The following is a 19493-nucleotide window of genomic DNA, read 5'->3' on the forward strand; positions in this document are numbered from 1 at the left end:
CACATCGCTTTATCTGCTTTCGGATTTCGCGCAGACCCATTAGGCATTCTTGACTTGGCAACCTTGGGGAAAAGTATGGCGCAAAAGGCCACCATCTACAAAGTCGAACTGTCTGTCAGTGATATGGACCGCCATTATTATGAAACCCATAAACTGACTGTGGCCAAGCATCCGTCCGAGACGGATGAACGCATGATGGTGCGCGTCTTGGCATTTGCTCTGAACGCTCACGAACAGTTGGAAATGACCAAGGGGCTTTCTTCGGACGATGAACCTGACATCTGGCAAAAAAGCCTGAGCGGAGAGCTAGAGACGTGGATTACATTGGGTCTTCCCAGCGAAAAGATTGTGCGGCAGTCCTGCGGCAAAGCCAAACAGGTGATTATTTATGCCTACGGCGGCAACCCGGCCGAAATGTGGTGGTCCAAGATCCAAAACAGCACCACACGGTTCGAAAATCTTTCCGTGGTCAGTTTTACGCAAGATGAGACCACCGAATTGGCCAAATTGGCGGATCGCACGATGAAAGTGCAAGTGAATGTGCAAGACGGCGATGTGATGGTCAGTGTGGGTGAAAACATCGTCTACGTGACGCCCTTTGCATGGAAAGCCGCTAAGTCTTGAATTCGGACTTCGCTTTGCTTGAGCTTTGGAGGTTGCGGTGACAAGGTTTGGCAAAGGGAACCGCGTTGATCAAAATACTGCACACAGCTGATGTCCATCTCGACTCTCCGCTCAAGTCATTGGCTTTGCGAAACCCCGAGTTGCGCCAATTGGTCGAAGGGGCGACACGCACGGCCTTTTCACGGATCGTAGATGTTGCGGTGACGGAACGCGTGGCGGCCCTGCTGATTGCAGGCGATCTGTTCGACGGAAAGCAGCGTAGCGCGCGCACGGCTGCGTTTTTGGTCGGGCAACTGGACCGGTTGCGCACGGCGGGCATTGCCGTGTTCTACATCAAAGGCAACCATGACGCTGAAAACCCGATCACTGGCGGGTTGGACTTGCCGGACAATGTGCATGTTTTTGATGCACGGGGCGGCAAAGTTCCTTTGGGCGACGATATTTGGGTGCATGGGGTCAGCTTTGCCGATCGCCACGCCCCCGACAGTCTGTTGCCGAAGTTTCCGGAACCCGTGCCACAGGCTGTAAATATTGCGCTGATGCACACGTCTTTGGCGGGGGTTGCGGGCCATGACGTGTACGCGCCCTGTGCTCTTGGTGATTTGCTTGCGATGAACTTTGACTATTGGGCTTTGGGGCATGTCCACAAAAGACAGGTACATGCCGAAGCCCCTTGGGTTGTGATGCCGGGTATGCCGCAGGGGCGTGACATCGGAGAAGCCGGGCCAAAGTCTGCCAGTCTTTTGACCATTCAAGACGGCGCGATCCGTGTCGACGCGGTCCGCACCAGCGAAGTGGAATTTGCCCAAAGCGCGGTGGATGTCAGTGATTGCGAAACGGAAGACGCATTGCGCACCACCTTGCGGATGCATTTACAGACCATTGCGCAAAACTGCGAAAGCCCCGCTTGTGTGGTGCGATTGGCGCTAACGGGTACGACTGCCTTGCATTGGCAAATATTGCGTGACCAAGACGTTTGGCGCGCACAGATTGATGATATGGCCCGCGACACAGATGTGCTTTGGATCGACAAGGTGGTCTTTGACATTGCGGCCCCCGCGATCGCCCTGTCTGATGGTCATCAAAGCGCTGCAAACGCCACGGTTGAGCTGGGTGAAACCATGGACACAGTGCAGGCGGAACAAGGGTTTATACACGCAGCACGGGGCGAAATAGACGCAATTTTGGGTGATATGCCCGCTTCTGTGCGTGCGCGGTTGTTGCCGGACGAAGCTAGCGCGGATGCGTTGGTTACGACCTCCGCGTCCAATGGTGCGGCGCGTGTTTTGGCCCGCATGAAAGGGTCGGTGGGCTGATGCGGTTTCGCAAGCTGTCTTTGGACCGTTTCGGGCATTTCACCGATCAAAGTTTCGATTTTGGTGCGGTGACGGAAAACCCGGATTTTCACATCATCTATGGCCCCAACGAGGCAGGGAAAACCACAACGATGGAAGGCGCTTTGCGTTTGCTGTACGGGTTTCCCAATAATGAGGGCTATCAATTCAAGCACCTGCGCAAGAACCTGCAAGTGTCGGGAATGGTGGAAATTGACGGTCAAACCCGTCATTTCACACGTTTGCCAAAGAAAAGCGGCACCCTCGTGGACGAACACGGCAGCGTTTTGCCGGAAGCGGCGCTGTCATCCCACTTGGCGGGGCTGTCCAAAGACGATTACCAAAAATTGCTATGTCTGGACGATGCAACATTGGAAAGCGGTGGCGAGGAAATCACCAAGGCCAGCGGTGATATTGGACGGTTGTTGTTTTCCGCGGCCGCAGGGGTGTCTGACCTAAGCACCGTTTTGCAAGGCGTGCGTGAAGATGCGGATGCGATCTGGCGGAAAGGAAGATCCAAGACGCGCGTGGCTGAATTAAAACGCGCATTGACCGAGGTCGAGCGTGACATCCGCGATAAAGACGTCTCGGCAAATGCGTGGAAGGGGTTGAAACGCGATGTGGCCAGTGCGGTCGAAGACGAACGCACAGCACGGCACGCGCGGGACACTTTGCACAAAAGATCCGCGCAAGTGTCTGCGATGGGCCGTGCGTTTCCGATCTTGGCTGAAATCGATGCTTTGAAAAGCGAACTGCAGCCATTTGCAGCTTACCCCGAACGGCTTGATTTCAATCCTGAAACGCTGCTGGCGCATATGACAAATGACGCACAGGCACGCGCAGACCTAGACCGTCTGACAAAAGAAATCGCTGATATGTCGGCCCGTTTGGACGGGCTTGAGGTGGTCAAAAACCTAGAAGACCTGATCGCTGGATTGAACGCTTTGGAAGACTTGTCAGCACGCGATCGCACTGCGTCTCAGGACCTGACACGCCGCAGCCAAGAGGTGAAAACGCTGGATGCCGAACTTGAGAAAGTGGCGCGTGACCTTGGCGTTGTAGATGGTGACAAAGTGGACAGCCTGATCTTGTCACACAGCCAGATCACACAGTTGAATGATGCGCACGATGCCGTGGCGCAAGCTTGCAATGATGCGCGGGGGCAGGCCCGCGAACTGACGACTTTGCAGACGCGACGTGATCAAGCGCAGGCCGCTTTGGATCATGAGACCGCCCAAACGCCGCGCCCGACCGGGATTGCTGAGGTGCTAGGCCGCTACGATGTGGACCATTTGGCGCCGGCCTACGCGTCTGCACTGCAAGCTTTGTCAGCCGCGAAAAACACGGCGCAAACATCACTGGACGCATTGGCGATCGGGGCGCTGCATTTCAAACGTCTACCACTCTGTTCAATCAGCGAGATCAAAGCCCGTGAATGGGCCAGTGAAGCCGCTGAGATTTCGCAAACTCTGCGGAGTGAAGAGGCCGCCTACCAAAAGCATACAGACGATGTTGCCGCCTATGCGGTCCAGATCGAACAGATCATGAAAAAGGGTGGCGTTGTTGCAGATGGCGACGCGCAAGCCATGAAACAGCGGCGGGACCTTGCATGGGATGCACATGCTTCGGCGCTGGATGCGGATACGGCGCAGGCGTTTGTCGCGCAAATGAAGGCTTTTGACGCGGCCCAAGACCACCGGCTTCTTCAGGCCCAAGACTTGGGCCAATTGCGTCAGCTGATACACTCAAAAGCCGAGGCTCAGACCCGCGCCCAACAGGCGGAGGCACGGATGACCGTCGCGCGTGCCAAACAAAAGGATATAGAAGACCGGGTTACCACAGCTGTCGCGGATATCGGTTTGCCACAGATGTCAGCGGATGAATGGTCTGATTGGGTGGCACGGCACGCTGTTGCTGCGCAAGATGCGCGAAAACTGGTGCATCTGGAAGACACCCATAGCGCTGCTTTGGACCGTGCGGCGGCGTTTGTGCGTGATGTGTCCGAACACTTGAGTTTTGAGGACCCTACCTTTGAAAGCGCCGTGTCGGCGGCCCGCGCACTGGCAAAGTCAGAAATGCAAACGCAGTCGGCGCTGTCCAAGGCGCAGGAAGGTTTGGCGGTCGTAATGCAGGATTTGGCAGATCGAGAAACCCTGTATGAAACAGCCCTGATGGTTCAGGAAAAGGCGATGACGGCGTGGGATACGGCATTGGTGGCACATTTTGGGCAGCCGAGCATTGGTCCTGCTTTGATGGCGTCCCTTGATCCGTTGCGTGCGCTGCGCCAGATCGCTGACAAGCGCGATGATGTGGCTGCGCGTGTTACGCGCATGAAAGCGGATCAAACGCAATTTTCGATTGCCGTGAAAGACCTTGCCGAAAAATATGAAGTGGCCGATGCCGACACAGCTGCGGCACGGTTCACAGCGTTGCGGGCTTTTGTGGTGTCATCGCAGACGACACAAGCGCAGGCTGAAACCCTGAAGGGCAGGATTGAAGGCGCCGAACAGGACCATAGGGCCGCGCAGCGGTGTCTGGAAGACATTGCGCACCACATATCGGTTCTAAGCGAGACCTTTCCCGAAGATGCCCCGACACACACCCTGTCCGACCTGCGCCAAACGGCATTAACGGCGCAAAGCGTGATCGAGAAACGCGGCACCCGCGCCAAGCTGGAACGCGATTTGATGGCCGAACTGGAATGTGCGGATATGGATGCGGTGCGCCGGTTGTTATCAGACAGCAGCCCCGCAACCACCCAGGCCGAGGCCGCCACACTTGAAGCCGACCTTGTCACGGCAGAGGCCAGTGTCACCAAAGCGACTGAAATACGGGTTGGGGCGGAACACGGTTTGGCCCAAGTGACAGGAAACGCGGATATTGCGGTTTTGAACGAACGCAAAGCCACGCTTGAACTGGAACTGGAAGACGCAGCGGTCACATTTCTGGAGTTGTCGTTGGGGCATCGACTGGCCGATGAAGCGATCCGCCGCTACCGTGACACCCACCGCAGCGGCATGATGGCAGCCACAGAAAAGTGTTTTGCCATGCTGACACAGGGCGCTTACACGCGATTGATCGCACAACCGGAAAAAGACAGGGAAATCCTGTTGGCTGTGGACGCAAATGGTGTGACGAAACAAGCTGCTGAAATGTCGAAAGGCACGCGGTTTCAATTGTATCTTGCCTTGCGGGCGGCCGCACATGAACAGCTGGTTAAAGAAGGCAATTGCCTGCCGTTTTTCTGCGACGACATCTTCGAGACCTTCGACGAGGGCCGCACAAGTGCTGCCTGTCTGGTCATGGAAGACATCGGGCGACGGGGGCAGGCGATTTACCTGACGCATCACCAGCATGTGGTGGATATCGCCCTGAAGGTCTGCAAAGTGCCCCCCACCATTCATAGAATTTGAGGGCCCAATGGGGCGCTTGATTTACACGCACCTGCACCTTGGTCTCATAGACATTGACACCACGTTTCAGAATAGTGACGATATTAATGCTACTTTTTCGGGAGGATCTATGATGGCATGGTCAAAACCAATCATTCGTGAAATCGAATGCGGTATGGAAATCAACATGTACGGCCCAGATGGCGATCGTGAAGACGATGGCGGCGTACTGTTCTAAGTAAAACGGCGTGCGGGGTTCGCAATGACATTCCGCGCGCATATTCTTGGCGCCGCAGCGGGCGGCGGCTTGCCTCAGTGGAATTGCGGGTGTGAAAACTGCAATCTAGCGCGGGCTGGCGAAATTCCTGCGCAGTCCCAATCATCGGTGGCCTTCAGTGCCAACGGTGTCGATTGGGCTATATTGAACGCATCCCCCGACATGCGAGATCAAATGGCCCGTGCGCGGGTGCTACACCCGACCGACTTGCGGGTCTCCCCATTGAAATCCGTGCTTTTGACCAATGGTGATATTGATCACGTTGCGGGTCTTTTGACACTGCGCGAACAGCAGGCGTTTACTTTGTTCGCCACGTCCGAAATTCACCGCGTTCTGTCTGACAATCCCATTTTTGATGCGTTGAACCCCAACTTTGTCACCCGTGTGGACATTGCCCTGAACCAGCCGTTTGAACTGGCACCGGGTCTGACGGCCTGCCTGTTTGCAGTGCCGGGCAAAGTGCCGCTGTATCTGGAAGGGGAAAGCGTCCAAACTGATCTGGAAGGCGAACAAACTGTGGGGGTTCATCTTCAGGCACAGGGCAAGGATGTGTTTTACATTCCGGGGTGCTCAACCATGCGGCCCGATCTGAGCGCTCGAATTGAGGGCGCCGATATGGTGATGTTCGACGGCACGCTGTGGCAAGACGATGAAATGGTCGTGGCCGGACTTAGCCAGAAGACGGGGCAACGCATGGGCCATATGTCAATGTCGGGTCGCAATGGATCAATCGCGGCGTTCAAGAATTTGAACATCGCCCAAAAGGTTTTTGTGCACATGAACAACACAAACCCTGTACTGCGGCCCGGATCGGATCAGCGGACCCAAGCAGAGCAAGCCGGCTGGACAGTTGCATATGATGGATTGGAGCTGGATGTATGACCGCAACACCCGCTGACTTCGAAGCCCGGCTGCGCCAAATCGGTGCGGATCAATATCACGACAAACACCCGTTTCACCATCTTTTGCACAGCGGCGGATGCACCCCGGACCAGGTGCGGGCGTGGGTCATTAACCGGTTTTACTATCAGGCCAGCATCCCTGTAAAAGACGCGGCCTTCATGAGCCGTGTGGAAGATCCTGCGCTGCGCCGCGCATGGCGGTCGCGCATCGAAGATCATGATGGCACAGCCGACAATGAAGGCGGCATAATGCGCTGGCTGCGGCTGGCGGACGCCGTGGGGTTGGACCGCGATTATGTGGCCAGCAAGGAAGGGGTGCTGCCTGCAACAAAATTTGCCGTGGACGCTTACGTGCGCTTTGTGCGCGACAAAACACTGTTGGAAGCTGTTGCTGCGTCTTTGACTGAACTTTTTGCACCCAAAATCCACGCGGCCCGTATCGAAGGCCTGCTGGCCAACTATGCGTTTGCCGACGACAGCAGCCTGTCCTATTTTCGCAATCGTCTCACCGAAGCGCCCAAGGATGTGGCATTTGGCCTGGCTTGGGTTTTGGATCACGCGGATACGGATGAAAAGCAGGATGCGGCCGCTGCGGCTTTAGTCTTCAAAACCAATGTGTTGTGGGCGCAGCTGGATGCGATTCATGCAGCTTATGTTACCCCTGCGCGTATCCCGCCGGGGGGATGGCAGCCGGGAACGCATTTGAGGCCGGGTGTCAAATGACAGGGATTACATCCACAACTGTGCCTGCAATTCCACGCGGTGTGCGCCTGCACGAAGACACTGTGCGCGGGCTTTGGGTGCTTTTGGCCCCCGAACGCACCATCAACCTTGACCCCATCGGTCTGGCAATTTTGCAGCAACTGGATGGCGTCCGGAACTTTGGCGATGTGGTGCAACGCTTGGCCAATATCTACGATGCCCCTGCCGAACAGATCGAAGGGGATGTGGCCGAATTTATCACAGGCTTGGCAGATCGCCGCATACTGGACCTAAACCAATGACGCACCCCAGCGCAATTCCCGCCCCCATCGCCATGCTGGCCGAACTGACATATCGCTGTCCGTTGTCGTGCCCCTATTGTTCGAACCCCGTGGAAATGGCCAAAAAGGAAAGTGAGCTGGACACCGCCACTTGGGTGGATGTTTTTGCCCAAGCTGCACGGTTGGGTGTGTTGCAATTGCATTTGTCGGGGGGGGAACCTACATCGCGGCGTGATCTGGTCGATTTGGTGGCGGGCGCACGGGACGAAGGCCTTTACACCAATCTGATCACCTCGGCCATCGGTTTGACGCAGCGCCGTTTAACCCAGTTGGAAGCCGCGGGGCTGGACCATGTACAGCTGTCTTTGCAAGGCACAGATGCGGAAATGGCGGATCATATTGGCGGCTACAAAGGCGGCTTTGATCGCAAAATGCAAGCTGCGGCATGGGTCGTTGAGGCTGGCTTTCCCCTGACCCTGAACGCTGTTGTACATCGTCAGAACCTGCACCAGTTGCCGCAAGCCATCGAGATGGCGGTGGCCATGAAAGCGCGGCGCATGGAAGTGGCGATTGTGCAGTTTCACGGCTGGGCGATGCTGAACCGCGACGCGATGATGCCGACACGCGAACAAGCCGCCGAGGCCAGCCGCATCGTGGCCGAGGCCCGCGAACGACTGAAGGGTGTGCTGGTGATCGACTATGTTCCGGCAGATTATCACAGCGATTATCCAAAACGCTGCATGGGCGGATGGGGGACAACGGGGCTGAATGTGACGCCCGACGGGCTGGTTCTACCGTGCCATGCGGCCCAAACGATCCCGTCTTTGCGCTTTGACAACGTGCGCGACAAGACACTGTCCGACATTTGGTACACGGGCGCTGCGTTCAATGCTTATCGCGGCGAAGACTGGATGCAGGACCCTTGCAAAAGCTGCGACAGGCGCAAGCTGGATTTTGGCGGGTGCCGGTGTCAGGCCATGGCCATTGCGGGCGATGCCTCTGCCACAGATCCGGTTTGCGTCAAATCCCCGCTGCACGGTAAAATGCAAGCGATGGCGCAAGCGTTTTCCGAAGATGATGCGGCCCCGTTGGTGTACAGAAAAAGTCCCTAGATCACCGAAACGTCGACGCCGTTCTGGCGAAACAGTTGCACAAGCAAACCGCGCAACCGGTTTTTGTCGATGGGCTTTGCAATCAGTGGCAAATCCAAAGTCTTGCAGGTTTCGCGCAAGGCTTTTGTGCGTTCGGCTGAAATGATCGCGGCCGGTACGGGACCATAGCGGCGCGTTGCTTCGGTATAAAAATCAGTGCCGTTCAGGCCCGTACCCAGTTGGAAATCAACCAGAAATGCATCCGGAACCAATTGGATTTCAGTCAAGATACCAAAGGCTTCTTCTGCGCTGTGGGCATGAATGACCGTGGGGCCAAAGCTTTCGATCATTGCACTGATGGCTGTTGCCAATTGCGGGTTGTCTTCGACCAGCATCACCAACCGGTCTGACAGGGATTGCGGGACGATGCCCTCTTCCTTTTGCTGGTCGGTTTCATAGAAAATGTCATGGCGCACGGGCACATTCAGCGAAAAGCAGCTGCCGACGCCGGGCTCTGACCAAAGGCTAAGGGTATGGTCGAGGCCCTTACAGGCGCGTTCGACAATGGACAGCCCCAGGCCTAACCCTGTGTCCGCGTTGTTGGGAGACAAGCGTTCAAATTCGCGAAAGATCACTTGCTGGTCGGCATGTGCGATGCCGCGTCCCGTGTCCCAGACCTCGATACGCGCCAATTGACCGACGCGGCGCACCCCCACCAACACGCGGCCTTTGTCGGTATAGCGTATGGCGTTGGTCAGCAGGTTCTGGACGATGCGGCGCAGATACCCCGGATCGCTTTCCACGGTCAGGTCACAATCCACCACCTTCAACTCGATGCCCTTTTGCTGCGCGATGGGCATCAATTCGTTGCGCAAGGGGACAAAAACGTCTGACAAGCGCAGCGGTTGCACTTCGAAAACGGCTTTACCTGCATCCAGTTTGGAAATGTCCAAAAGGGCTGCGATGAATTGTTCAACGCTGCTGAGGGCCATTTCGGCTTTGTCCAAGATTGCACGGGCGTCCACGGGATTGTTTTGCTCAGATAGCGACGAGACGAACAGCTTTGCGGCGGATAGGGGTTGCAGCAAATCATGGCTGGCTGCGGCGACAAAACGCGATTTTGACGCGTTTGCGCGTTCGGCTTCAGCCAGGGCAAGTCCCAATTCCTGCGTGCGGTCTTCGACACGTTGTTCAAGGATTTCGTTCAATTCATATAAGGTGCGTGCAGCGGCGCGTTCTGCAGTGACATCTGTAAAGCTGATCACAAATCCCTTGTCGGGCATTTCTTGTGCAAAAACACTGTATGTTTGTGCCGACCCGCGGTGAACTTCAAAGATGATGGGATCGCGGCGGCTGGTGCGATTGGCCCACTGGCGCAGATGTTCTGCGTCCAAAGACGCGTCAAAAACCAATTCGTCTTTAAGCCAATCCAGCAAGATCCCAAAGCTCATCCTGAGGGCGGCTGTGTTGGGTGAGGATGCGAGCAAGCTGTCCATGCGCGAATTCCACCCCATCAACATCTGGTCGTTGTTGAAGATACACACACCTTGATTGAGGTGATCGAGGGTGGCTTGCAGAATTTCGGCCTGTTTGTCGCGTTCCTGACGTTCGCGGCGAATGATGGATGTCACGTCGGTTTGCAAAATGACGGTGCCGCCCTGCGATGTGCGATGTTCGCTGACTTGCAACCAGCGATCCCATTTCAGGCGCACGTTGAACACCACATGATCGTCGCGGTGTCGTGCCATGCGTTTGGCAACCCAATCGGCAGGGGTTTGATCGTCTGGCAGCGCCAAAACGCGGCTTTCAGAGATCAGCTTAACGTAATTTTCAAAGGACAAACCGCCCACCAAAAGCCCTGCGATGTCGGTCAAGTCACGACAAAACCGGCTGTTGGACAAAACCAACCCTTCGTCTTGTTCAAACAGGGCGAAGCCTTCGTTGATGGTTTCAATGGCTTCGGTCAGGTTTGAGCGGGCTTTTTCGGTTTCGCTGTTGGCGACTTCCAGACGGGTGTTGGAATCCTGCAATAAATCCAGTGCGCGTTCCAGATCCTGCGTGCGTTCGCGTACTTCGGTTTCCAGCAATGCGGCCCGTTCAAACTGCTGATAGGCAAACCCGGATTGTTCGTTTTTCTGCTCGACCCTGCGCATCAGGGATTGTGTGATTTGAAGCAGTTTCTCGTTTTGCCGTTCCAGACTGTCGGCGGGGTTGATCAGTGACATTGACAAAACCCGCTATTCTTCGCTGGGGTAGATGGCCACACCGGTCATGGTGTGATTGACATGTAACGGGCCGATCTGCTCACCATAGGTCGAGAACCCCGTCACATTATGCGCAGACAAAACCGAGGACACATCGCGGGCCGTTTGGGTTTGTTCGGCTTCGATGCGCCGTAAAACGCAGTCACAGCCGACGATATGGGCAGGGGGGCCGTCTTGCGACAATTCGGTCATTTTGTTTTGCAAATGTTCGACCATGTTCTGCGGAGACGCCATCGTCAGCACCATGCCTTCGTCGATGGCCGAGAAGAACACCAGTTCGCCGGCGTCGTTGACATGTTGAATGGCGCGGACGTGATGGGCACCACCAATGCGCACCACCACGGGGTGTGAGGCAAACGTGAAGCGGTCCAATTGTTCGGGGTCTTTCCCCACGATCCTTGCATATTCGCGCCCGGCGGGTTCTGCGTTGATCGTTTTGACAATGCGCCGGTCTGGGTCTGCTTGGGTCACAACCATTTGCTGTTCGGATGGTACAAGGTGATCCAGACTGAACACGCGCGTGCGAAAACGGCTGCGCACCAGCGTCAAAACGGCGGCTGTGGCCATGACTTTGCCGTTCAACGCCACCAATGTGTGCCCAAAGTCGGTGCCATCTCCGGCAGAGCCACCAAAGATCGGCATATCGCGCAAAGCAGGTGAAATCGTGGCCGTCAACGTGTCTTCGGCCAAAGACAATCCGTCCACCACCAAAAAGGCAAAGCTGTGTTTCATCTTGGGGTTTTGGTCCTGAAGCTGAATGCGTTCCAACGCGATCCGGTCAATCAGGGGCAGGGGGTTTAGATCGTCCACATGTTCAATTGCCAAAGATGTGCTGGCAAAGCCGGAAGCGGGAAAACCGATGGCGATGATTTGACCGTCATCATAGCCCGCCGCACCGATTTCGCCCGCTGTGGTGCAGGCCACGACGTCGGTGCCTGCAAACAGCCTTTGGGCTTGATCCACCACGCTTTGAAAATCTGCGCGCGGCGAGATGAACAGGGACAGAAAGCTTAAAGGCTCTGCGCCAAAGTCTTTGCGGATTTGGGCGACGGGCGATGTGTCCCCCCATGACACTTGGGTGGTCAACAGGACTGGTGACGCAACAGCGCCATCTCCTGTGACGGGGCTATCCGCGTCAACAGTTGTGTGCATTTTTGAAGTTCTCCCTAAGGGAGAGGATATTGCGGTTACTCTGGATTTGGCAAGGCACTTGCAAAGCGTGCATCCTGCGCCACCAAAACAGCCTGCGTGCGGCTTTGCACACCCAGTTTGCGCATGATGGCTGTGACATGCGCCTTCACGGTGGTTTCAGCGATGGTCAGGTCATAGGCAATCTGTTTGTTCAGTTTGCCTTCGCAGATCAGCTCCAGAATGCGCGCTTGCTGATTGGTCAGCGACGACAGGCGTGTCACCGTTTCGTCGCGTTCGGATGGACCAGAGCTTTCGACGTATCCCGCTGGCTTGTAGATTTCGCCACGCTCGATTTGTTCTATGGCGTCCTTGAACACCGCACGCGGGCTGTGCTTTGGAACGAATCCCGCAGCCCCTGCAACGATGGCGCCACTGATGATAGAATTGTCAGTCATCGATGATACGATGATAACAGGCGTCTTTTCCGCATGGCGCTTGAGGCGGATCAACCCATCCAAACCGTTCACATCAGGCAGGTTCAGGTCCAAAATAACCAAGGCTGGCGGTGCGACGTCTTCCAAAGTGGCCAAAGCGTTTTCAAGGCAATCGGCGGTTTTGATCTGGGTAAAGCCAGTCACCGATTTCAACGTCAGTTCCAGCGCGTCGCAAAACAGCGGGTGGTCGTCGATCACAAGCGCCCATCCTTGCGGCGTCGCGGTCGCGGTATTGTCAGCAGAGGCTGTGTTAAATGAGATCATGTGAAAACGATACCCTGTCAGGCCCGCTCAGGTCACTTGCCAAAAGGTCTTAGACATAAAAAAACGCACCCCGGTTGTCCGGGATGCGTGTGGTGTTTGATGCGGCTGGCTTAGTTGGATGCAAGCTGCTTGGGCAGGCGGAATGTCCAAAGCAAACCACCCTGGTTCAGGTAGTTGACCTTTTTGGCCACTTCGCCGCCCCAAAGCGGCACAGCACCACCCCAACCGGAAATCACAGTCAGATACTGTTCCCCGTCCTGTTCCCATGTGACGGGTTGGCCAATCACGCCGGACCCTGTCTGGAAGGACCAAAGCTGTTCGCCGGTTTCATCGTCAAAGGCGATGAATTCGCCCTCGGGTGTGCCTGTGAATACAAGTCCACCCGCCGTGGTCATCACGCCGCCCCAAAGTGGTGCGTTGTTTTTGAATTCCCACTTCAACTCGCCCGTGTCAGGGTCGATGGCTTTCAAGCTGCCGATGTGGTCATCGTAGTTCGGCTTGATGGTGAAGCCCGACCCAAGGTAGGCGGCGCCTTTTTTGTAGGAGATCGGCTCGTTCCAGATGTCCATGCCCCATTCGTTGGAAGGCACGTAGAACAGGCCCGTTTTAGGGCTGTGCGCCATCGGCATCCAGTTTTTGCCACCCAGGAAAGAGGGCGAGGAAAAGACAACTTCGCCTTTCTTGCCATCGGCAGAGTCCGCAGGATTGCCGGGGCGGTTGCCTTCGTTAAAGATCGGACGACCCGTGTCATCGATCCCTTCGGCCCATGTGATATCCTTCACGAAAGGCACAGCTGACACGAATTTCCCGTCTTCACGGTTCAAAACGTAAAAGAACCCGTTGCGGTCGGCTGTGGCAAAACGCTTGTTGCCGGAACGGTCGGTGTAGGCGACCACTTCGTTCACACCATCATAGTCCCAGCCTTCGCGCGGCGTGGTTTGGTAGTGCCATTTGATTTCACCCGTTGCCGGATCAATGCCGATACGGCTGGCGGCATACAGGTTGTCACCGGTGTTTCCATCCGTCGGAGACCCTGCATCACGCAAGTGGCTGTTCCATGGGGCAGGGTTGCCTGTGCCAAAGACCAGCGTGTCTGTGTCGGCATCATAAGAACCGCCCAACCATGTGGCACCACCACCGGTTTTCCACATATCGCCGGGCCATGTGGCGTTCAATGTGCCTGTCATGGTGCTTTCTTCGCCGTTCAGCGTGCCCATGTGGCCTTCGATCACTGGGCGTGTCCAAACGATATCGCCTGTTTCGGCGCTGCGGGCTTGCACTTCGCCAACAATGCCAAATTCACCGCCTGAGTTGCCTGTGATGATAAGGCCGTCCACGATCAAAGGGGCCGCCGTATAGCTGTAGCCCGCCTTGTAGTCGGCGATCTTTTTGTTCCAAACCACATCGCCCGTTTTTTGGTTCAAGGCCACGATACGTGCGTCCAGTGTGCCAAAGTAGATGTTGTCGCCGAAGATGGCGGCGCCACGGTTCACCACGTCACAGCATGGCAAAATGCCTTCAGGCAGGCGGGCATCGTATTGCCAAAGCTCTTTGCCTGTCATGACGTCGATGGCGTACATGCGGCTGTACGACCCTGTGATATACATCACACCATCATGGACGATGGGTTGTGTTTCCTGACCGCGTTGCTTTTCGCCGCCAAGGCTGAAGGCCCAAGCCGGTTGCAGGTTTTTGACGTTGTCCTTGTTCAGGATGTCCAATGGGGAATGGCGTTGCAGGTGCCGCCCCATGCCATTTGTCAGAACGCTGTCTGTGGTGGCCGTGTCGTTGGCAAGCATCTCTTCTGTGACGCCAGCGGCATGTGCGCTTGTAAAGCCTGCGACCGTCATTATCCCGACCGTCGCTGCAATGATAAACCGGTTCATTGTGTCTAGTTCCTCCCTATGCCCTTGTGACGGGCGTATCTCAAAAAGGCCGCGCATGAACGGATCTGGCGCATTTAGCCTTGCGAACAGTATTCGCCCAAAGCGTGTCTGCGGGTATTGAACAATGGTCGTAAGGTCCTAGAGGCCTGTAGATATAGCAGTGCCACCTTAGTCGCACTGCGCCGTCGTCGATTGTGCGGTAGCATCTGCGATCGGGGGTGCGTCATGAAATCCAGCATTTTTCTTGGTCTTTGCTGTTTGGCGCCTATGGCGCAGGCCGAAACAAAATCTGTCTACCTAGAGGACATCTCAGGTGCGCGTATTCAGATTGCGTCTATCGATGTTGCTGCGACCGGCGACTACAAGATCACAATGTCAGATGCCCCGTTTACGGACCATTTCTTGTCGATGCGTCCGTTCAGATGTTTGCAGGGGCCCGCCAAACACTGGTGCTTTGTGCCATATCCGTATGAGATAGAACGCAATATTTCAGACGGTCTGACGGATCTGGAATATGATTTCCTTTTTGTCTGGAAGGGTGCGACCGACTACGGGATCAACATGTGGAACGGGGTCTACTACAAGATGCAACAGGTCGAAGGGCACGTCTCAGGCACGTTGCACGAAATGGACATGGATATTTTGTCTGCCCCGCCAGCGACGGGCGATTTGCGCCCGGTGGCAGAAAAACACCTGCACGAAAGCGATCCTGAAAGCCATTGGCTGCCACGCTTGGTGATCGAATGACCGGCTGGCGCCACTGTGTCGGGGGTTATGTGCCATGGTCTTAAGATCGGTTTTGATGGCTTTGGCTGTTGTTTTTGTTTCAACGACCGTTTGGGCCGGTGAAAAGACGCTAAAGATTGCGGTGCTGAAATTTGGAACTGTGAATTGGGAACTGGATACCATCATCCAAAATGGTTTTGACACACGCCATGGGCTTCGTTTGCAAGTGCAGGGCATGGCCGGTGGTGCAGCGGCCAAAGTGGCCTTTCAGGGCGGCCAAGCTGATGTGATCGTGTCGGATTGGCTTTGGGTTGCGCGGCAACGCGCTGCGGGCAAGGATTATGTCTTTTTCCCTTATTCCAAAGCGGTTGGAGGCTTGCTTGTCGGGGCAGATGACACGGCGCAGACGCTGGCGGATCTGGACGGCGCAAAGATCGGCATCGCAGGTGGTCCATTGGACAAAAGCTGGCTGATCTTTCAGGCATATGCGGCGAAAGTTGCAGGCATGGATTTGAAATCTGCAACGCAGCAAGTCTACGGCGCACCGCCTTTGATCTTCAAAACGGCGCTTGATGGGGACGTGGATGCGGTCATCAACTATTGGCACTTCAGTGCAAAAATGGAGGCATCCGGCCTGCGCAAATTGCTGGACGTTTCAGATGCGGCGCAGGCATTGGGACTGAATCCGGATACGCCACTTTTGGGCTATGTTATCAAAGGGGAACATTTGCGCGAAGATCCCGATGCGGTGCAAGGATTGGTGGCCGCGTCACGAGCCGCAAAGTCTGTTCTGGCGCAAGACGATGCGGCTTGGGAACGGTTGCGCCCGATGATGAAGGCGAAGTCGGAAGCCGAATTTTTGGCGCTAAAACATGGGTTTCGGGCAGGTATTCCAAGCGAAGCGCCGGTGGATGAAGCCGCTGCTGATCGCATGTTGCAAGTGCTTGTTGCGGCGGGCGGGGCAAAGCTTTTGGGGGATGCCACCCGTTTGCCTGCTGGCACTTTTTTGCAGATGGATCCGTAAGGTGTCTGATGCGGTTCTTGACCTGCGCCTAAAGCGTTTTGATATCCAAAGCAGTGCCATTCTGGGGGCCATTGACCTGAGACTTGGCGATACGGACACTTTGGCGTTGGTTGGCCCGTCAGGGGTGGGTAAAACAACGCTTTTGCGCATCATTGCGGGGCTAGAGACGGGGTTTGACGGGCAATGTGATGTGCGTGGCCGCGTTGGAATGGTGTTTCAAGAACCCACGTTGTTGCCGTGGCGCAGTTTGCGTGACAACATTTCAATTCCCACGGGCATACCCGATGCGCAGGCTGTGCACGCATTGGCAGAGGTCGGTCTGGACGCCCGTGCCGCAGCTTTTCCCAACCAACTGTCGCTAGGGCAACAGCGGCGTTTGGCCTTGGCGCGGGCGTTTGCGTTGCAACCTGATCTGCTGCTTCTGGATGAACCTTTTGTGTCTTTGGATGTTGATCTAGCGGACGAGATGATGGCGCTTTTTGCGAAAATGAAAGCCGCCCGCCGCGTCGCCACGATCCTTGTGACCCATGTGGACACCGAAGTGCAACGGCTTGCGGATCGCTGTGTGCGTCTGGGCGGGTCGCCTGCATGCATCATAGATGACAGCAAAACACTGGTTGTGGATACAATTTGAGGGCTGGACGCCCCTTTTCGCTATGGTATCAGGCGGTATTCCGTCTTCATCTTTGACACAGAAAGCCGATCTTATGACTGCCAAGCCCCGCATTGTTTTGTCCAGCGACCACGCAGATATCGAACTGCGCAAAACGATCGCCTCACATGTGGCCGATCTGGGGTGGGACGTTGTGGATATCGGCCCGATGACCTCGGAAAGCACACATTACCCTATTCACGGTCAAGCGGCTGCGGCGCGCGTGGCGTCTGGTGATTGCCAGTTGGGCATCCTTCTGTGTGGCACAGGCCAAGGCATCATGATGGCGGCCAATAAGGTCAAAGGCATCCGGTGTGGTGTGTGTTCGGATACATTTTCCGCGCGTATGATCCGCGAACACAACAATGCAAACATGCTGTCGATGGGCGCCCGTGTGGTCGGCGAAGGCTTGGCGTTGGACATTGTGGACGCATTTTTGAACGCGCAGTTTGAAGGCGGACGGCACGCCACCCGTGTGGACATGATTGAAGCGGACTAGCGGCGCTTTCCCAAGCCGGTGCGTGCCGGATTGTAGCCCCAAAGGGCTGCAACCGTGAACACAGCCATGGCCAAAAGCGCCCATATTAACGCGGCGCCATTGAAGTCCAGATATAACGCGAACCGGATCAGCTCAACGGCATGTGTGAAGGGGTTCAAGGCACAAATGGTGTGTAATAGTTCAGAGCTTTCGGCCATTTTCCACAACGGATACAGCGCCGAGGATAGAAAAAACATCGGGAAGATCACAAAATTCATCACCCCGGCAAAGTTTTCCAACTGCTTGATAAAGCTGGACAGCAACAACCCCAATGCGCCCAACATGACACCCGCTACGATCAGCGCGGGCAACACCGCAACATAGCCCAAAGCGGGCATCGTGATCCCGAACGCTGCGGCAATCGCCAAAAAGGTATAGACTTGCAAAATGGAAATTGCAGTCGATCCGATCAGCTTGCAAAACAGAACCCACCAACGCGGCAGGGGGCTGGTCAGCAGCAGCTTCATCGACCCCATTTCGCGGTCATATACAAGGCTTAGGGATGACTGCATCCCGTTGAACAGCATGATCATTCCGCAAAGACCGGGCACGATGTAGGTCTCGTAGGTGATGTAGGTCTGGTAGGGCGGGATGATGCTTAGGCCCAGTGCCGCGCGAAAGCCCGCGGCAAAGACCAAAAGCCAGACCAGCGGGCGCACAAGGGCCGCAACAAAGCGTTCGCGTTGGTGGATGAAACGCAGCGCCTCGCGTTTGACGATTGCAATAAGAGAGGTGGCATAAGGGCTCATGCGGGGATTGCCGTGCGTTGCAAAAACACGTCTTGCAGCGGTGCGCCATCGCAGATGTCGGCGGCGGTACCCTCAGTCAACACCTGTGCTTGGTGCAGGATCACCAAATGGTCTGTCGGGGCAACTTCATCGGTCAGATGGGTCGCCCAAAGCACTGTGGTGCCCTGATCGGCAAGGGCGTGTACGTGATCGGTTATCGCGGCGCGCGCAGCGGCATCCAGGCCCACGGTTGGCTCGTCCAATAGCAAAATGGCCGGATCATGGATCAATGCACGCGCGATTTCCGCCCGCCGTCTGTGGCCACCGTTCAGGGCGCGGGCCTTTTCGTGGCTGCGTTCCAGCATGTGCAGTTTGTCCAATGCAGCGTCTATTCGACGGGCCGCGTTGCGTCCTGACAGGCCGTGCAATGCCGCAAAATAGGACAAATTTTGGCGCACCGTCAGATCAAGGTCCAGCGTGCTTTGTTGAAAGACAATCCCCAACTGCGCCAAAGCTTTGCGCGGGGCCGCTGCCAGATCATGTCCGGCCACCGATATGGTGCCGTCCGGCGTAGTCAACAGCCGTGTAAGACAGGAAAACAGCGTGGATTTACCAGCACCGTTGGGGCCAAGCAACGCGCAGAACCGGCCCTGATCCACATCAAACGATACCGTGTTCAGGGCCTGTTTCGGGCCATAGGAAAAGCTAAGGTCGCGGACCCGAAGCCCGTTCATTCTATGGTAATCTCGATGCGTTGGGTTTCCCCGGAGGTGCCGGGAATTTTCATGTAATACCGCCCCGGTTTAATGGCCAGAAACCCGACCTCCATTTCGCCCGCTTCGTCAAATTCAACGCTGTCCAGACCAAGGGGGCGGATTTCCAGACCTTCGATGACGATCTCGTCGATCCAGATGGCGCGGAAAAATTCTGGTCCCACCAAAGCCAGTTCTTGCGACCCGTCACCGACAATCTCGAATTCGTAGTAGGTGCCGGATTTCAACGTCCAAGGGCCTTGCGCGATCGGCTCGCCTGCGGACAGGGTAATGGGTGGCAGATCTTCTTTGTTTTTGCCCGACAAAACGCCAGCTGCGCCGAAGCCGTCAGCCAATAGGGGCGATGTTCCCAAAGCCAGCATGGCGGCGCAAGTTGTCAGGTATTTCGAAAAGCGAAAGGACATGTGTTT

Annotated in this window: 19 protein-coding genes; 12 read left to right on the forward strand and 7 right to left on the reverse strand. The window is 55.9% G+C overall.

Annotation, left to right across the window (positions count from 1 at the left end):
• The first annotated feature begins 75 nt into the window (after nt 1–75).
• The 8 genes from ASD8599_RS05520 to pqqE all read left to right on the forward strand — a co-directional run bounded on the left by ASD8599_RS05520 (nt 76) and on the right by pqqE (nt 8624).
• A complete protein-coding gene (locus ASD8599_RS05520; protein WP_108830019.1) occupies nt 76–624 on the forward strand; it encodes a YaeQ family protein in 549 nt (182 codons plus the stop codon).
• A 65-nt stretch (nt 625–689) separates the two neighbouring features.
• Entirely contained in the window at nt 690–1940 is a 1251-nt protein-coding gene (locus ASD8599_RS05525; protein WP_108827611.1) for a metallophosphoesterase family protein, read from the forward strand.
• Complete coding sequence (locus tag ASD8599_RS05530) at nt 1940–5371, forward strand: YhaN family protein (protein WP_108827612.1); 3432 nt, start codon at nt 1940–1942, stop codon at nt 5369–5371. Before ASD8599_RS05525 ends, ASD8599_RS05530 begins: the two co-directional genes overlap by 1 nt.
• A 112-nt stretch (nt 5372–5483) precedes the next feature.
• A complete protein-coding gene (gene pqqA, locus ASD8599_RS05535) occupies nt 5484–5588 on the forward strand; it encodes a pyrroloquinoline quinone precursor peptide PqqA (protein ID WP_108830020.1) in 105 nt (34 codons plus the stop codon).
• 24 nt (nt 5589–5612) lie between these two features.
• Entirely contained in the window at nt 5613–6509 is an 897-nt protein-coding gene (pqqB, locus tag ASD8599_RS05540; protein WP_108827613.1) for a pyrroloquinoline quinone biosynthesis protein PqqB, read from the forward strand.
• Complete coding sequence (pqqC, locus tag ASD8599_RS05545) at nt 6506–7252, forward strand: pyrroloquinoline-quinone synthase PqqC (RefSeq protein WP_108827614.1); 747 nt, start codon at nt 6506–6508, stop codon at nt 7250–7252. The genes pqqB and pqqC overlap by 4 nt, the downstream gene beginning before the upstream one ends.
• Nucleotides 7249–7533, forward strand: a complete 285-nt coding sequence (gene pqqD / locus ASD8599_RS05550; RefSeq protein ID WP_108827615.1) for a pyrroloquinoline quinone biosynthesis peptide chaperone PqqD — start codon at nt 7249–7251, stop codon at nt 7531–7533. Before pqqC ends, pqqD begins: the two co-directional genes overlap by 4 nt.
• Nucleotides 7530–8624 (forward strand): pyrroloquinoline quinone biosynthesis protein PqqE, encoded by a 1095-nt coding sequence (gene pqqE / locus ASD8599_RS05555; RefSeq protein WP_108827616.1) that lies wholly within the window; start codon nt 7530–7532, stop codon nt 8622–8624. The genes pqqD and pqqE overlap by 4 nt, the downstream gene beginning before the upstream one ends.
• Here pqqE and ASD8599_RS05560 read toward each other — a convergent pair.
• From ASD8599_RS05560 to ASD8599_RS05575, 4 genes are all read right to left on the reverse strand, one after another.
• Entirely contained in the window at nt 8621–10828 is a 2208-nt protein-coding gene (locus ASD8599_RS05560) for a hybrid sensor histidine kinase/response regulator (protein WP_108827617.1), read from the reverse strand. The genes pqqE and ASD8599_RS05560 overlap by 4 nt on opposite strands.
• A gap of 12 nt (nt 10829–10840) precedes the next feature.
• Nucleotides 10841–12019 (reverse strand): FIST N-terminal domain-containing protein, encoded by a 1179-nt coding sequence (locus ASD8599_RS05565; RefSeq protein ID WP_108827618.1) that lies wholly within the window; start codon nt 12017–12019, stop codon nt 10841–10843.
• Nucleotides 12020–12054: 35 nt separating this feature from the next.
• Nucleotides 12055–12756 carry a response regulator gene (locus tag ASD8599_RS05570; RefSeq protein WP_108827619.1) on the reverse strand — a complete coding sequence of 234 codons (702 nt, stop codon included), beginning with the start codon at nt 12754–12756 and terminating at the stop codon, nt 12055–12057.
• Between the two features lie 110 nt (nt 12757–12866).
• A complete protein-coding gene (locus tag ASD8599_RS05575) occupies nt 12867–14642 on the reverse strand; it encodes a PQQ-dependent methanol/ethanol family dehydrogenase (RefSeq protein WP_108827620.1) in 1776 nt (591 codons plus the stop codon).
• 225 nt (nt 14643–14867) lie between these two features.
• Between ASD8599_RS05575 and ASD8599_RS05580 the strand changes: the two genes are divergently transcribed.
• From ASD8599_RS05580 to rpiB, 4 genes are all read left to right on the forward strand, one after another.
• Nucleotides 14868–15389: a hypothetical protein gene (locus ASD8599_RS05580; RefSeq protein WP_108827621.1), complete on the forward strand. Its 522-nt coding sequence runs from the start codon at nt 14868–14870 to the stop codon at nt 15387–15389.
• 34 nt (nt 15390–15423) lie between these two features.
• Nucleotides 15424–16392, forward strand: coding sequence for an ABC transporter substrate-binding protein (locus ASD8599_RS05585; RefSeq protein ID WP_108827622.1), 969 nt, complete (start codon nt 15424–15426; stop codon nt 16390–16392).
• Nucleotide 16393: 1 nt separating this feature from the next.
• Complete coding sequence (locus ASD8599_RS05590) at nt 16394–17026, forward strand: ABC transporter ATP-binding protein (RefSeq protein ID WP_245925935.1); 633 nt, start codon at nt 16394–16396, stop codon at nt 17024–17026.
• Nucleotides 17027–17099: 73 nt separating this feature from the next.
• Entirely contained in the window at nt 17100–17543 is a 444-nt protein-coding gene (gene rpiB, locus ASD8599_RS05595) for a ribose 5-phosphate isomerase B (protein ID WP_108830021.1), read from the forward strand.
• Here rpiB and ASD8599_RS05600 read toward each other — a convergent pair.
• The 3 genes from ASD8599_RS05600 to ASD8599_RS05610 are packed head-to-tail and all read right to left on the reverse strand — an operon-like array spanning nt 17540 to nt 19487.
• Nucleotides 17540–18331: an ABC transporter permease gene (locus ASD8599_RS05600; protein ID WP_108827624.1), complete on the reverse strand. Its 792-nt coding sequence runs from the start codon at nt 18329–18331 to the stop codon at nt 17540–17542. The genes rpiB and ASD8599_RS05600 overlap by 4 nt on opposite strands.
• Nucleotides 18328–19044 (reverse strand): ABC transporter ATP-binding protein, encoded by a 717-nt coding sequence (locus ASD8599_RS05605; protein WP_108827625.1) that lies wholly within the window; start codon nt 19042–19044, stop codon nt 18328–18330. The genes ASD8599_RS05600 and ASD8599_RS05605 overlap by 4 nt, the downstream gene beginning before the upstream one ends.
• Nucleotides 19041–19487: a hypothetical protein gene (locus tag ASD8599_RS05610; RefSeq protein ID WP_422664741.1), complete on the reverse strand. Its 447-nt coding sequence runs from the start codon at nt 19485–19487 to the stop codon at nt 19041–19043. Before ASD8599_RS05610 ends, ASD8599_RS05605 begins: the two co-directional genes overlap by 4 nt.
• Nucleotides 19488–19493 lie beyond the last annotated feature (6 nt).

Source organism: Ascidiaceihabitans donghaensis (assembly GCF_900302465.1).
Taxonomy (GTDB): Bacteria; Pseudomonadota; Alphaproteobacteria; order Rhodobacterales; family Rhodobacteraceae; genus Ascidiaceihabitans; species Ascidiaceihabitans donghaensis.

What these genes read in the sequence shown, in the direction of transcription:
- ASD8599_RS05520 (WP_108830019.1), top strand. Translation starts at nt 76, where the DNA reads ATGGCGCAAAAGGCCACCATCTACAAAGTCGAACTGTCTGTCAGTGAT.
- ASD8599_RS05530 (WP_108827612.1), top strand. Translation starts at nt 1,940, where the DNA reads ATGCGGTTTCGCAAGCTGTCTTTGGACCGTTTCGGGCATTTCACCGAT.
- pqqA (WP_108830020.1), top strand. Translation starts at nt 5,484, where the DNA reads ATGGCATGGTCAAAACCAATCATTCGTGAAATCGAATGCGGTATGGAA.
- pqqB (WP_108827613.1), top strand. Translation starts at nt 5,613, where the DNA reads ATGACATTCCGCGCGCATATTCTTGGCGCCGCAGCGGGCGGCGGCTTG.
- pqqC (WP_108827614.1), top strand. Translation starts at nt 6,506, where the DNA reads ATGACCGCAACACCCGCTGACTTCGAAGCCCGGCTGCGCCAAATCGGT.
- pqqD (WP_108827615.1), top strand. Translation starts at nt 7,249, where the DNA reads ATGACAGGGATTACATCCACAACTGTGCCTGCAATTCCACGCGGTGTG.
- pqqE (WP_108827616.1), top strand. Translation starts at nt 7,530, where the DNA reads ATGACGCACCCCAGCGCAATTCCCGCCCCCATCGCCATGCTGGCCGAA.
- ASD8599_RS05560 (WP_108827617.1), bottom strand. Translation starts at nt 10,828, where the DNA reads ATGTCACTGATCAACCCCGCCGACAGTCTGGAACGGCAAAACGAGAAA.
- ASD8599_RS05565 (WP_108827618.1), bottom strand. Translation starts at nt 12,019, where the DNA reads ATGCACACAACTGTTGACGCGGATAGCCCCGTCACAGGAGATGGCGCT.
- ASD8599_RS05570 (WP_108827619.1), bottom strand. Translation starts at nt 12,756, where the DNA reads ATGATCTCATTTAACACAGCCTCTGCTGACAATACCGCGACCGCGACG.
- ASD8599_RS05575 (WP_108827620.1), bottom strand. Translation starts at nt 14,642, where the DNA reads ATGAACCGGTTTATCATTGCAGCGACGGTCGGGATAATGACGGTCGCA.
- ASD8599_RS05580 (WP_108827621.1), top strand. Translation starts at nt 14,868, where the DNA reads ATGAAATCCAGCATTTTTCTTGGTCTTTGCTGTTTGGCGCCTATGGCG.
- ASD8599_RS05585 (WP_108827622.1), top strand. Translation starts at nt 15,424, where the DNA reads ATGGTCTTAAGATCGGTTTTGATGGCTTTGGCTGTTGTTTTTGTTTCA.
- rpiB (WP_108830021.1), top strand. Translation starts at nt 17,100, where the DNA reads ATGACTGCCAAGCCCCGCATTGTTTTGTCCAGCGACCACGCAGATATC.
- ASD8599_RS05600 (WP_108827624.1), bottom strand. Translation starts at nt 18,331, where the DNA reads ATGAGCCCTTATGCCACCTCTCTTATTGCAATCGTCAAACGCGAGGCG.
- ASD8599_RS05605 (WP_108827625.1), bottom strand. Translation starts at nt 19,044, where the DNA reads ATGAACGGGCTTCGGGTCCGCGACCTTAGCTTTTCCTATGGCCCGAAA.
- ASD8599_RS05610 (WP_422664741.1), bottom strand. Translation starts at nt 19,487, where the DNA reads ATGTCCTTTCGCTTTTCGAAATACCTGACAACTTGCGCCGCCATGCTG.